At 73.7% G+C, this 13,055-nt stretch carries 10 protein-coding genes; 6 read left to right on the forward strand and 4 right to left on the reverse strand.

Annotated features, from left to right (window positions below; genetic code table 11):
• Nucleotides 1–10: 10 nt before the first annotated feature.
• Nucleotides 11–730, reverse strand: coding sequence for a sulfite exporter TauE/SafE family protein (locus tag AB0C02_RS11820; protein ID WP_357545102.1), 720 nt, complete (start codon nucleotides 728–730; stop codon nucleotides 11–13).
• A 180-nt stretch (nucleotides 731–910) separates the two neighbouring features.
• On the opposite strand from AB0C02_RS11820, the gene AB0C02_RS11825 reads away from it, so the two are divergent.
• The 5 genes from AB0C02_RS11825 to AB0C02_RS11845 all read left to right on the forward strand — a co-directional run bounded on the left by AB0C02_RS11825 (nucleotide 911) and on the right by AB0C02_RS11845 (nucleotide 4,826).
• Entirely contained in the window at nucleotides 911–1,087 is a 177-nt protein-coding gene (locus AB0C02_RS11825; RefSeq protein WP_357545106.1) for a hypothetical protein, read from the forward strand.
• Between the two features lie 14 nt (nucleotides 1,088–1,101).
• On the forward strand, nucleotides 1,102–1,851 hold the full coding sequence (locus AB0C02_RS11830; protein WP_357545110.1) for a methyltransferase domain-containing protein: 750 nt from the start codon (nucleotides 1,102–1,104) through the stop codon (nucleotides 1,849–1,851).
• Nucleotides 1,848–3,011, forward strand: coding sequence for a nucleotide pyrophosphatase/phosphodiesterase family protein (locus AB0C02_RS11835; RefSeq protein ID WP_357545112.1), 1,164 nt, complete (start codon nucleotides 1,848–1,850; stop codon nucleotides 3,009–3,011). The genes AB0C02_RS11830 and AB0C02_RS11835 overlap by 4 nt, the downstream gene beginning before the upstream one ends.
• 49 nt (nucleotides 3,012–3,060) lie before the next feature.
• Entirely contained in the window at nucleotides 3,061–4,320 is a 1,260-nt protein-coding gene (locus tag AB0C02_RS11840; protein WP_357545120.1) for a DNA polymerase IV, read from the forward strand.
• A gap of 113 nt (nucleotides 4,321–4,433) precedes the next feature.
• On the forward strand, nucleotides 4,434–4,826 hold the full coding sequence (locus AB0C02_RS11845) for a DUF3040 domain-containing protein (RefSeq protein ID WP_357545128.1): 393 nt from the start codon (nucleotides 4,434–4,436) through the stop codon (nucleotides 4,824–4,826).
• Nucleotides 4,827–4,972: 146 nt separating this feature from the next.
• Here the strand turns inward: AB0C02_RS11845 and AB0C02_RS11850 are convergent, their stop codons facing one another.
• From AB0C02_RS11850 to AB0C02_RS11860, 3 genes are read right to left on the reverse strand one after another with little or no spacing between them, the layout of a single operon-like run.
• The gene (locus AB0C02_RS11850; protein ID WP_357545134.1) at nucleotides 4,973–7,438 is read right to left on the reverse strand and encodes a DUF3488 and transglutaminase-like domain-containing protein; all 2,466 of its coding nucleotides are present in this window, start codon (nucleotides 7,436–7,438) and stop codon (nucleotides 4,973–4,975) included.
• Between the two features lie 16 nt (nucleotides 7,439–7,454).
• The gene (locus AB0C02_RS11855) at nucleotides 7,455–8,753 is read right to left on the reverse strand and encodes a DUF58 domain-containing protein (RefSeq protein ID WP_357545141.1); all 1,299 of its coding nucleotides are present in this window, start codon (nucleotides 8,751–8,753) and stop codon (nucleotides 7,455–7,457) included.
• Nucleotide 8,754: 1 nt separating this feature from the next.
• Nucleotides 8,755–9,804, reverse strand: coding sequence for a MoxR family ATPase (locus AB0C02_RS11860; RefSeq protein ID WP_357545147.1), 1,050 nt, complete (start codon nucleotides 9,802–9,804; stop codon nucleotides 8,755–8,757).
• A 393-nt stretch (nucleotides 9,805–10,197) separates the two neighbouring features.
• Between AB0C02_RS11860 and leuS the strand changes: the two genes are divergently transcribed.
• Nucleotides 10,198–13,038 (forward strand): leucine--tRNA ligase, encoded by a 2,841-nt coding sequence (gene leuS, locus AB0C02_RS11865; RefSeq protein WP_357545166.1) that lies wholly within the window; start codon nucleotides 10,198–10,200, stop codon nucleotides 13,036–13,038.
• The last annotated feature ends 17 nt before the right edge of the window (nucleotides 13,039–13,055 follow it).

Here is a 13,055-nt window from a genome sequence, read left to right on the forward strand (position 1 = left end):
CCCGCACGGCTCACCCGGCCAGCGAGGCCAGCGCGGCGCCGGCGCTGCCGAGCAGCCCGACCAGCACGATCCGGCGGAACACCACCGGGTCGATCCGGTGGAACAGCCGGTTCCCCAGCCACCAGCCGAGCGGCACGGCGGGCAGTGCCACGAGGGAGATCCACACCAGTTCGGCGTGCACCTGACCGGCGAGCAGGAATCCGGCCAGCCCGATGAGCCCGGTGCCGGAGAATGTCGCCGCCAGCGTCGCCCGGAAGGTACGCGGGTCGTAGCCGAGCGAGTGGAACGCGGCGACCAGCGGCGGCCCGTTGGTGCCGGTGGCGGCGGTGAGCACGCCGACGAGCACGCCGACCGCGCCGAGCCCGAGCCGCCCGGTGCGGATCCGGGCACCGCTGGCGACAAGCGCGACGCAGCCCAGCACCACCACCGCGATCAGCACGCTGAGCAGCCATTGCGGCGCGTACGTGAGCACCAGCAGGCCGGCCGGCAGGCCGAGCAGGGCGGTCGCGTTGAGCGCCGCCGCCACCCGCCATCGGGCGTGCCCGCGCTCCCGGACCGCCACCGTGAGGGTCAGCCCGATGCCGGTCAACGCGGAGAGCACGACCGCGCTGCGGGGGTCGATCACGGCGGCCAGCAGCGGCACGGTCAGCAACGCGTACCCGAAGCCGCTGATCGCTTGGGCGAAGGCCCCGAGCAGCACGATGCCGAAGGCGCTGAGCAGGACGGTCACCGGATGAGCCTGATCCGGTCGACGGTGGGCCGGCAACGGCCCCACCTGGTGGTGATCTTCACCACACGGCGCTGGCTGAGGGCATGTTGTTGATCACACTCGCGTTCCAGGGATCGACGGGCCGGAGATACGTTCGCCGACGTGGGCAGAGTGGCCCACGTAGGAAGAAGGTGGAGAACGATGATGGGGAGCAACACCTATCGCGGCGTCGCCAATGCCCGGCGGACCCGACTCGGTGCGGACTGGGTCCCGGTGCACGACACCGAGGTCCACGAATATCCGGTGACCGACGGCCCGGTGGCCAACGCCCACCGCTCCCGCAACGAGGACGACCCGGCCGGAGGTGGCGACTCCTGACCCGGGCGGCTCGGGTGACTAGGCTCGGCGGGGTGGAGCAGACCCGAACCCTGACCCCCCGTACCGCCGTGATCTGGGCAGCGCTCCGGGCCGAGTTGGACCGGCGGGCCGGCGAGCAGCTCACCGTGCTCGATGTCGGCGGCGGGACCGGCGGCTTCGCCGTCCCGCTCGCCGAAGCCGGCCACCGGGTCACCGTGGTCGACGCCAGCCCCGACGCGCTCGCCGCGCTGACCCGCCGGGCCGCCGAGGCCGGGGTCGCCGACCGGGTACGCGCGATCCAGGGCGACGGTGACGCGCTCACCGGGCTGGTCGAGCCGGCCACCGTCGACCTGGTGCTCTGCCATGCCGTGCTGGAGGTGGTCGACGATCCCGCCCCGGTGGTCGCCGCGCTGGCCGCCGCCCTGCGCCCCGGCGGCGCGGCCAGCGTCCTGGTCGCCGGCCGGGCCGCCGCCGTGCTGACCCGGGCGATGAACGGGCACCTCGACGTCGCCGCCGCGTTGGCCTCCGACCCGGACGGCAGCGCCGGCCCCCGGGACACCCTGCGCCGGCGGTACGACGCCGCCGGGGCCGCGGCGCTGCTCGCCGCCGCCGGGCTCGCCGTCGAGGAGATCCACGGCGTACGCGTCCTCGCCGACCTGCTCCCGGCCGCGGTGGCGGACGGCCAGCCGGCCGCCCTGGTCGAGCTGGAACGGGCCCTGGCGGCCCGGCCGCCGTACCGGGATCTCGCCGCCCAACTGCACCTGTTCGCCCGCCGCCCGGCATGACCGGTCCGGCGGTGGGTCCGCTCGATCAGGTCGCGCCCCGCTACGGCGGCGGCAGTCTCGCCGACATCCTGCCCAGCGCCCTCGCGGCGCTCGGCGTGCCCGGCGCGGTCGACCTGCTCGGCCTGGGCCCCCGACTGGCCGGGGTACGCCGGATCGCCGTGCTGCTGGTCGACGGGCTCGGCTGGTACCAGATCCCCACCGCCGCCCCGTACGCCCCGACCCTGGCCGGGCTGGCCGCCACCGCCGGCACCGTACTCACCTCCGGGTTTCCCTCCACCACCCCGACCAGCCTGGTCAGCCTCGGCACCGGCACGCCCTCCGGCGCGCACGGCGTGCTCGGCTTCAAGGTCCGGGTCCCCGACACCGACCGGGTCCTCAGCCACATCGAGTGGGCCGGAGACCCGGAGCCGCTGCGCTGGCAGCCCGTCCCGACCTGGTACGAGCGGGCCCGGGCGGCCGGGGTCGCGGTCACCGTGGTCAGCCGCCCGGAATACGGCGGCAGCGGCCTCACCCTGGCCGCCAACCGGGGCGGCGACTACCGGGGGGCCGCCGGCGTCGACGCGCTGGCCGGGCAGATGCTCACCGCCCTCGCGGCAGGCGCCGGCCCGACCCTGGTCTCCGGATACCACCCTGACCTGGACCGGCACGGGCACCTGAGCGGCGTCGACTCGGTGCCATGGCGGCTGGCCGCCGCCGAGGTGGACCGGCTGCTCGCCCGGCTGGTCGACGGGCTCCCGCCGGACGCGGCGCTGCTGGTCACGGCGGACCACGGCCAGCTCAACGTGCCGGACGAGCACCGGATCGACCTGGACACCGATCCCCGGCTGCGCGCCGGGGTGCGGGTGGTCGCCGGCGAACCCCGCGTCCGGTACCTGCACGTCGAGCCGGGGGCCACCGCCGACGTGGTGGCCGCCTGGTCGGCGGTGCTGGACGGGGCCGCCCGGGTGACGACCCGGGACGAGGCGGTGGCCACCGGCTGGTTCGGGCCGGTGCCCGAGGAGCACCTGCGCCGCATCGGCGACGTGGTGGTGGTCTGCCGGGGCACGTACGCGGTGGTCGCCACCCGCTCGGAGACGCCGATCGAGTCCCGGCTGGTGGCGTACCACGGCGCGGACACGGCGGCCGAGATGACCATCCCGCTGCTGGTCGTCCGCGGCTGACGGCCCGCCGGGCGGCGGAACTGTCGGACCGGGCGGTTAACCTGCCGGAATGGGCCGCAGCCAGTCGTTGCCCCGGGGCGGTGATCCGCGCTTCGGGCCGGACGCCGACGACACCGGCTGCCCGATCCTGCACGTCGACATGGACGCCTTCTTCGCCTCCGTGGAGGTGCGCCACCGGCCCGAGCTGCGCGGCCGGCCGGTCGTGGTGGGCGGGATCGGGCCGCGCGGGGTGGTCAGCTCGGCCAGCTACGAGGCCCGCCGGTACGGCGTCCGCAGCGCCATGCCCACCGCCCGGGCCCGGGCGCTCTGTCCGCACGCGGTCTACCTGCCACCGGATTTCGCGCAATACTCCGCGGCCTCCCGGGCCGTGATGCAGATCTTCCGGGACGTCACCCCGCTGGTCGAGCCGCTCTCCCTGGACGAGGCCTTCCTCGACGTGACCGGCGCCCGTCGGCTCTTCGGGCCCCCGACCCGGATCGCCCGGCTGATCCGCCGCCGGGTCGCCGAGGAGCAGGGGCTCACCTGCTCGGTCGGCGTGGCCCCGAGCAAGTTCGTGGCCAAGCTCGGCTCCACCCGGGCCAAGCCGGACGGGCTGCTCGTGATCCCCGCCGCCCGGGTCCTGGAGTTCCTGCACCCGCTGCCGGTCGAGGCGCTCTGGGGAGTGGGGGAGCGCTCCGCGGAGGCGCTGCGTCGGCTCGGCCTGCGCACCGTGGGCGAGCTGGCCGAGGCACCGACCGGTCTGCTCCGCCGGGCGGTCGGCGAGGCGGCCGCGATCCACCTGCACGAGCTGGCCTCAGGGCGGGACCCGCGCCGGGTCTCCCCGGAGCAGGTGGAGAAGTCGATCGGCGCGGAGGTGACCTTCGACACCGACGTCACCGACCCGGCGGAGATCCGCCGTGCCCTGCTGGCGCTGGCCGAGAAGGTCGGCGCCCGGGTGCGCACGGCCGGCCAGGTGGGGCGCACCGTGTCGCTCAAGGTTCGGCTGGCCGACTTCCGCACGGTCAACCGCTCCCGCACCCTCACCGTGCCGACCGACACCGCGCGGGAGATGTTCGACACCGCCTGGGCGCTGTGGACCGCGCTGGCTCCCGGTGAGCCGGTCCGTCTGGTCGGCGTACGCCTGGAGGGGCTGGCCGCCGCGGCGGAGACGCCGCGTCAGCTCACCCTCGGCGCGCCGGAGCGCGGCTGGCGGGAGGCGGAGGCGGCGGCGGACGCCGCGGCCGCCCGATTCGGGCGGTCCGTCATAGGTCCGGCCAGTCTGCTCGGCAAGCGTGACACGCGACGGATCGAAAAACCGGCCGGGCCATAGGTCGTCCCGCTTTCCGACGCGCGAGCCCCCTCGTAGACTTGTGGGTAAGCAGCCGTTTGGCTGCCACGGTCTGTCGGCCCGAACGGACCGACCAACGTGACCGGGGAGGTGCCGTGCCGCTCTCGGAGCACGAGCAGCGGCTGTTCGAGCAGATCGAACGGTCGCTTGCCGAGGACCCTAAGTTCGCCTCGGCCGTGCGCGCCAGCGATCCGCGTTTCCACGCGCGGCGTCGCCTGCTCGTCGCTGCCTGCGTGGTCATCGCTGGTCTGGCCTTGTTGATCTACGGGGCCGTGATCAAGACGCCTCCGCTGGCCGTGGCGGGCTTCGTCGTCATGCTCGCCTCGCTGGGCTACGCGGTGCAGTCGCACCGGCGGTCCCAGTCGCCCGACCTGCACGTGGTGGGAGGCACGACGAGCCGTCGCACCCGCGGCCGGGGCGGCCGGCGGGGCTCGTTCCTCGACCGGATGGAAGATCGCTGGCGGCAGCGCCCCGAGGGGCACCGCTGACCAGGCCCGCCGCGGTGGTTTTCAGCTGACCGGCGCCCTCGGTTAGCGGAACAGCGAGCGCCTGTGGTGGTCCCGCCTGCCAGCGGAACAGCGCCTGCGGTGGTCCCGCCCGCCGACGGGGGAGCGCCGGCGGGCAGGACCACCGGTCAGCGGGCCGGCCGGCCCGCCAGCAGGCGCCGTGGGCTCCAGCGCAGCAGCCGCTGCCGCAGTCGCCCGCCGCCGACGACCAGGCGGGCCGAGCGCTCCGCCGCCGCGGCCCGCCAGCGCAGCAGCACCGACGGCGGCAGTAGGGCCGCCATGATCCGGGTACGCCGGTCCGCCCGGGCGGCGAGCGCCCCGCGTACCGCCCGCAGACCCGGGTGCAGTTCCTCGCCGGTCAGCGGGTCGCGGGCGTAGCGGGCCCGCTCCTCCGCCCGGCCGAGCAGCCGTACCCCGGTCACCGCCCCGGCGTCCTCGCCGACGGCCTCCCGAGCCAGGCGCTCGGCGGTCGTCCGGGGCGTCTCCGTCCGGTCGACCCGGACCTGGAAGTCCACCAGGGTGTCCAATAGTTCGTCCCAGGCCGCGTGCGCGTGCGCGCGGGCCTGGTCGGCGTCCACCCCGACCACGACATCGCGCACCTCGCCGCGCTGGCCGGGCACCGTGGCCAGCGTGACTGCCGCGGGTGCCGGAGCCCGGGCCCGCCGACGCCGACGCAGCGCGGAGCGGCGCAGCGCCGGCACCGCCAGCAGTGCCAGCAGGGCGACCAGGCCGGCCACCCACCACGGCCAGACCGGCGACCGTCGGGCGGGGCCGCCGTCGCCGATGGAGAGACCCTGGTCGGCGTCCTTGTCGAGCCGGTCCGGACGGTTCGGGCCGGCCGAGGGGTCCACCTCACCCGGGGCGGTGGTGCTTCCCGGGGACGGAGCGGTGTCCTCGGGGGCGTCGGTGTCCGGGGCCCAGGCCGACCGGACCGACCCCGGCACGCTGGCCGCCGGGGTGGCGTCGAACGGCACCCAGCCGATCCCGCCGAAGTAGACCTCCGTCCAGGCGTGCAGGTTCTTGTTGGTCAGCACGTAGGTGCCGCCGCCGGTCTTGTTGCCGTTGGTGAAGCCGAACGCCACTCGGGCCGGGATGCCGGCCGCTCGGACCAGCCAGGCCATCGCGGCGGCGTACTGCTGGCAGTAGCCCACCTTGTTTGCGAGGAAATCGGTCATGTCGTCACCGCTGGTCCCGGGCCGGGTGGAGAGCGAGTACCTGAACCCGTTCTCTGCCGAGAAGTAGTCGTAGATCGCCCGGACCTTGTCGTAGTCGCTCTGCTTGCCCTTGACGAGCCGCTCCACCAGTTGGTCGACGGCGCGGACCGACGGCGTGACGGTCTGGGCGCGCAGCACCGGGTCGTCGGCCGGCAGGGAGGGTGCCCCACGCAGCAGGGCCGGGGTGTATGTGGAACGGACGTAGTCGAACGTGTAGCGCTTGCCTCGCGAGTTCTCCCGGTTGGAGAAGACGATCTGGAGGTTCGGGTCGTAGAGCCAGTTGCCGTTGAGGTTGTCGGTCTTCACCGGCTCGGCGTAGACCGGCAGCAGCGGCATGTTGAGGTTCTTCACCTCGACCGTGGCACGGTAGCGGTGTCGCTCGATGCCGTGGCCGGCGCGCTCCGACGGGTCGGGCAGGTTTCGGTTGGCCGGCCGCCCACTGGGGGCGCGGTCCCGCAAGCCGTCCGGGCGCAGCTCGTCGGCGACGCCGAAGCGCAGGTAGAACGGTGCGGGCTCGTTGGTGGTGACCCTGGCGAACTCGGTCACCGTGTTCTGGTTGAGTTGGCCGCTGAGCGCGGCGAACAGGTCGACCCGGCCGGGGTTGCCGCCCTGCCCGGACCGTCCGGTGCCGTCGCCCATGCCGTTGCCGGCCGGGTTCAACAGGCCGCCGGTCATCCCGGGCACGGCCAGTGGCAGCGCCACCGCGAGGGCGACCCCGACCACGGCCAGCCGACGCCCCGTGGCGGCCAACGGCGACGCCTCCCAGACGTCGACGTCGCGACCCTCGCCGGTGAACCGGCGGCCGAACCGGCGTACCCGGTCGACGTTGTCGGTCACCAGCAACCACAGGTAGCCGCAGGCGCCCACCACGAACCCGGTGGCGGGGACGCTGTCCACATAGACCGCCACCGGCACCGAGTAGATGGCCAGCATCGGCAGCCCGGCCAGGGCCGGCCGGCGCAGCCCGACGCTGAGCACGTCCACCAGCACCGCCACGGCGCCGACGCCGAGCACGGCGAGGAAGAGCAACGAGTCGACGTCGGGCACCTTCACGCCGTACGTGCGCATGTCCTGCATCGACGCGCCGAGCAACTCGCCGAAGTGGAGGAAGGTGCTCGGGGTGGGCAGGAGCGCCAGCAGCTCGGCGCCGCCCGGGAAGAGCCAGGTCAGGCCCAGCGTGAGGCCGGCCAGCATGGCCAGGACCTGGCCCCACAGGGGAGCCCGGGCCAGCCGGCTCACCGCGGCGGCCGCGGCCACCGCGGCGACCGCGATGGCCGCCTCGATCAGCCACGTCCAGCGGTCGAAAATCGCCGACAGCGGCGCCGCGGCCAGCAGGGTCGCCGCCGCCGCGACGAAGCCGAGGTTGCGGTGCGCGGTCACGGGCTCACCCTTTCGGTCATCGCACGCCTCCGGCCACCGTCTCCGCCAGCGCCGCCCGCAGCGCGAAGCCCTGCGAGCCGCGGGCCGCCTGCGGCCAGAGCACGGGCAGCCGGTTGCCGTGCTCCACGCCGATCACCCGCCAGCCGCTCTGCAACAGGGTGAGCGCGGCCGCACCGTGCGCGTGTTCCGCCTCGGCCCGGGCCTTCGGTGGCAGGTTCAGCCAGGTGTTGCTGTCGAGGACGAAGCCGACGCAGGTCGCGCCGTTGCCGCGCAGACCGGCCAGCAGCTCCGCCTCGGCGGTGCTGAGCGTGCCGAACAGCGCGATGATCAAGCCGCCGTCGGCCCGTTGCCGGACCTGCTGCACGAGCGTGGTGATCTCACCACGCCTGTCCAGGCTCACCTCGGCGAGATGGTCGAGGAGCAGACCCTCGCCGGCCGCCTCGGTGGCGTCCACGTCGGCACCGGAGCCGGTGACCAGGCGCAGCCGGTAGCCGGCCTGGCGCAGGTGCAGGGCGATGCTGGCGGCGGCCGAGACCGCCCATTCGAAGCTCGCCGTCGGCCCGTCACCACGGTGCCCGGCGGCGCGGGTGTCCAGCACGACCGTGGCCCGACTCTCCCAGGGCTGCTCCTCCCGGCGCACCATCAGCTCGCCGGTGCGGGCCGTCGACTTCCAGTGCACCCGGCGCAGGTCGTCGCCCATCCGGTACTCCCGGGTGGCGGCGTCGTCCTCACCGTGCACCGCGACCGAGCGGGCCCGGCTGTCGCCGCTGCCGGCGTACTCGCCGGGGAGGCGAACCGCCGGCAGCGGGGTGACCTGCGGAATGACCGTGAGGTGGTCGACGCTGGGGAAGGCGCGGCTGAGCTCGCAGAGCCCGAACGGGTCGGTCAGCCGGATCCCCAGCGGGCCCACCTCGTATCGGCCGCGCACGTCGGCCCGGACGGTGTACGCCACCGAGCTGGCCTGGTGCGCGCCGAGGCGCTCCAGCACCACCCGGGGCCGGCTGCCCAGCGCGTACGGCAGTCGGTCCTCCAGCAGCAGCGTGCCGGTGGGCAGGCGGGACAGGTTCTGCAGGCGCAGCACCACCCGGGAGTTGGCCCCGACCGGCGCCCGGTGCGGTTCCAGGGAGCGGTCGCAGGCGAGTTTGTAGCGGCTGCGACCGACGTAGGCCGCCGCGAGCAGCGGCAGGATGATCAGCAGGACAGCCACCCGGAGCAGGTCCTTCTCGCCGAGGATGCCGGCGGAGAGGGCGGCGGCGACCCCGGCCGCGAGGAAGGAGCGGCCGCGGGTGGTCAGCCCGCGCAGCCCGTCGCGCACGTCACGGCCTCCGCGGCTCGAACGGTCCGCGGCCGGTGCCGCCGGGCCGGGTGTCGTACGGGGAGCGCTTGCGGTCGTTCGGCAGCGGCAGCCGGTGCACCAGCTCGGCGACGATCGCGTCGGTGGTGCGCCGGGCCAACTGCGCGTCGGCGGTCGGGATGATCCGGTGCGCCAGCACCGGCACCGCGAGGGCCTGCAGGTCGTCCGGGAGGGCATAGTCCCGCCCCTCCAGGGCGGCCACCGCGCGGGCGGTGCGCAGCAGCTGGAGGGTGGCCCGCGGGGACGCCCCGAGCCGCAGGTCGGCTGCCTCGCGGGTGGCGGTGACCAGGTCGATCGCGTACTGCTTGACGGCGTCGGCGACGTGCACCTGCCGGACGTGGCCGATGAGCCGGCGGACGGTGGCCGCGTCGGAGACCGGGCGCAGCTCGTTCAGCGGGTCGGTGGCCCCGTGGCCGTCCAGCATGGCCAGCTCGGCCCCCGGGTCCGGGTAGCCCATCGCGATTCGGGCGGTGAACCGGTCGCGCTGCGCCTCCGGCAGCGGATACGTCCCCTCCATCTCGATCGGGTTCTGCGTCGCGATCACCATGAACGGGGTCTGCAGCTGGTAGGTGACCCCGTCGACGGTGACCTGCCGCTCCTCCATGCACTCGAGCAGGGCGGACTGGGTCTTCGGCGAGGCTCGGTTGATCTCGTCGCCGACCACCAGGTTGGCGAAGACCGCGCCCGGGCGGAACTCGAAGTCGTGCGTCTCCTGGTTGTAGACGCTGACCCCGGTGACGTCGCTGGGCAGCAGGTCCGGAGTGAACTGGATCCGGCGCACCGAGCAGTCGATCGAGCGGGCGAGGGCCTTGGCTAGCTTGGTCTTGCCGACGCCCGGCACGTCCTCGATCAGCAGGTGGCCCTCGGCGAGCAGGACGGCCAGGGCGAGCCGGACGGTGGCCGTCTTGCCCTCGATGACCTGCTCGATGTTGGCCACGATGGCCTCGCTGGCGGCGCGGAACTCGTCGTGCGGCAGCAGACCGCCCACCTCGTCCCAGGTCTGTTGTGTCACGGGCCTCCTCCTCGTCGCTGGACGGCAGCTCTGAATAGAGCACCTGGACCCGCCGTTGGGTTCGCGACGCCGAGCCTCGTTTGCCGCAGAAATCTCACTGGCCTCTCAGGCTAACCATGTTTGCCGTCGCCTCGGGCCCCCGCAGGCGGTCTGGTGGCTTACGTCCGAATAATCGCTCGGAGTGGGAGAATGCGCCGATCCGTGGAGCGGGCGGATCGGCCGACGGGTAGGAGGAGTAGACTGCCGGTCGTGGCCGGAGTCTTCCTGCTTCTTACCGAGCCGTGCTGATGCGCTGAGCGCGCGACAGCACGGCGGCCCCTCCTGCGTGAGGGGCTTTTTCGTGCCCGCAGCAGACCTGCCGTATCCGACCTGACCCCGCGCCGAGGAGACGCCATGAGTGAGGCAGCCGCACCGGCGACCGACATCCCCCCGTTCCGGTACACCGCGACCCTGGCCGCGCAGATCGAGCACCGCTGGCAGGACACCTGGGAGCGGGCGGGCACCTTCCACGCACCGAACCCGACCGGGCCGCTGGCCGATCCGAGCCACCCGCGGGCCGGCGCCGAGAAGCTGTACGTGCTGGACATGTTCCCGTACCCGTCGGGCGCGGGCCTGCACGTCGGCCACCCGCTGGGCTACATCGGCACCGACTGCTTCGCCCGCTACCAGCGGATGGCCGGGCGCAACGTGCTGCACGCGATGGGCTTCGACGCGTTCGGCCTGCCGGCCGAGCAGTACGCGGTGCAGACCGGCACCCACCCCAGGACCACTACCGAGCAGAACATCGAGCGCTACAAGGCGCAGCTGCGCCGGCTGGGGCTGGCCCACGACGAGCGTCGTTCGGTGGCCACCATCGACACCGACTTCTACCGCTGGACCCAGTGGGTCTTCCTGCAGGTCTTCAACTCCTGGTACGACCCGGACGTGCGCAAGGCCCGACCGATCGCCGAGCTGATCGCCGAGTTCGAGGGGGGCAACCGGCCCACCCCGGACGGCCGGCCGTGGGCCGAGCTGACCGTGGGCGAGCGGCGCAAGGTCGTCGACGACCAGCGGCTGGCGTACGTCTCGGAGGCACCGGTGAACTGGTGCCCGGGGCTGGGCACCGTGCTGGCCAACGAGGAGGTCACCTCCGACGGCCGCTCCGAGCGGGGCAACTTCCCGGTCTTCAAGCGCAACCTGAAGCAGTGGATGATGCGGATCACCGCGTACGGTGACCGGCTGCTGGACGACCTGGACAAGCTGGACTGGCCGGAGCCGATCAAGCTGATGCAGCGCAACTGGATCGGTCGGTCCCAGGGTGCGCACGTCGACTTCCCGACCGACCAGGGCCCGGTGCGGGTGTTCACGACCCGGCCGGACACCATCTTCGGCGCCACTTACCTGGTGCTGGCCCCCGAGCACGAGCTGGTCGACGTGCTGGTGCCGGGCGCGTGGCCGGAGGGGACGAAGGACGCCTGGACCGCCGGGCACGCCAGCCCGCGAGTCGCCGTCGAGGCGTACCGGAAGGCCGCCGCGGCCAAGACGGACGTGGAGCGGCAGGCGGAGACCAGGGAGAAGACCGGCGTCTTCATCGGCGAGTACGCCACCAACCCGGTCACCGGCGCGCGCATCCCGATCTTCATCGCCGACTACGTGCTGGCCGGCTACGGCACCGGCGCGATCATGGCGGTCCCCGCCCAGGACGAGCGGGACTGGGACTTCGCCGAGGTCTTCGACCTGCCGATCGTGCGCACCGTGCAGCCGTCGGAGGGCTTCGCCGGCAAGGCGTACACCGGGGACGGCCCGGCGATCAACAGCGCCGCGCCCGAGCGCGGCCTGGACCTGAACGGCCTGGGGGTGGCCGACGCCAAGGCCCGGATCATCGAGTGGCTGGAGGCCGACGGGCACGGCACCGGCGCGGTGACCTGGCGGCTGCGGGACTGGCTGTTCTCCCGGCAGCGCTACTGGGGCGAGCCGTTCCCGATCGTGTACGACGAGACCGGCGCGCCGATCGCGCTGCCCGAGTCGATGCTGCCGGTCGAGCTGCCCGAGGTGGACGACTTCTCGCCGAAGACGTTCGACGCGGAGGACGCCGGGAGCAACCCGGAGACCCCGCTGTCCCGGCGGCGCGACTGGGTGGAGGTGGAGCTGGACCTGGGTGACGGGCCGAAGCGCTACACCCGGGAGACCAACGTGATGCCGCAGTGGGCCGGCTCCTGCTGGTACGAGCTGCGCTACCTGGACCCGACGAACAGCGAGCGCTTCGTCGACCCGGAGAACGAGGCGTACTGGATGGGCCCGCGCGGCGCGGGTGACTGCGGGGGCACCGACCTGTACGTCGGCGGCGCCGAACACGCGGTGCTGCACCTGCTGTACGCCCGGTTCTGGCACAAGGTGCTGTACGACCTGGGCCACGTCTCGTCGGTCGAGCCGTTCCGCAAGCTGTTCAACCAGGGCTACATCCAGGCGTACGCCTACACCGACGTCCGGGGCACCTACGTGCCGGCCGAGGAGGTCGTCGAGGTCGACGGCCAGTTCTTCCACGGCGAGACCGAGGTCAGGCGCGAGTACGGCAAGATGGGCAAGTCCCTGCGGAACGTCGTCACCCCGGACGAGATGTGCGCGGCGTACGGCGCGGACACCTTCCGGGTGTACGAGATGTCGATGGGCCCGCTGGAGGTGTCCCGCCCGTGGGAGACCCGGGCGGTGATCGGCTCGTACCGGTTCCTGCAGCGGGTCTGGCGGGCGGTCGTCGACGAGCAGACCGGTGAACCGCGCATCACCGACACGCCGGCCGACGAGGCGACCCGGCGGCTGCTGCACAAGGTCATCGACGGCGTCCGCGGCGACATGGAGGCGATCCGGTTCAACACCGCGATCGCCAAGCTGATCGAGCTGACCAACGGGCTGACCCGGCTGCCGGCGACGCCGCGCGAGGTGGCCGAGCCGCTGGTGCTGATGCTGGCGCCGTTCGCCCCGCACATCGCCGAGGAGCTGTGGCAGCGACTGGGCCACGACACCTCCCTGGCGTACGCGGACTTCCCGACCGCGGACCCGGCGCTGCTGGTCGCCGAGACGGTGACCTACCCGGTGCAGGTCAACGGCAAGGTGCGTGGCCGGATCGAGGTGGCCGCCGACGCGTCCGAGGATGCCGTCCGGGCCGCCGCCCTGGAGGCGGTCGCCAGCACCCTGGCCGGCAAGGAGCCCCGCAAGGTCATCGTGATCAAGGGCCGCATGGTCTCAATCGTCGCCTGACCCCCGCCTCGCGCGCC

This window comes from Micromonospora sp. NPDC048999 (genome assembly GCF_040649295.1).
GTDB lineage: Bacteria > Actinomycetota > Actinomycetes > Mycobacteriales > Micromonosporaceae > Micromonospora.

Excerpts from the sequence above, each read along its gene's own strand:
- AB0C02_RS11825 (WP_357545106.1), top strand. The coding sequence starts at position 911 with ATGATGGGGAGCAACACCTATCGCGGCGTCGCCAATGCCCGGCGGACC.
- AB0C02_RS11835 (WP_357545112.1), top strand. The coding sequence starts at position 1,848 with ATGACCGGTCCGGCGGTGGGTCCGCTCGATCAGGTCGCGCCCCGCTAC.
- AB0C02_RS11840 (WP_357545120.1), top strand. The coding sequence starts at position 3,061 with ATGGGCCGCAGCCAGTCGTTGCCCCGGGGCGGTGATCCGCGCTTCGGG.
- leuS (WP_357545166.1), top strand. The coding sequence starts at position 10,198 with ATGAGTGAGGCAGCCGCACCGGCGACCGACATCCCCCCGTTCCGGTAC.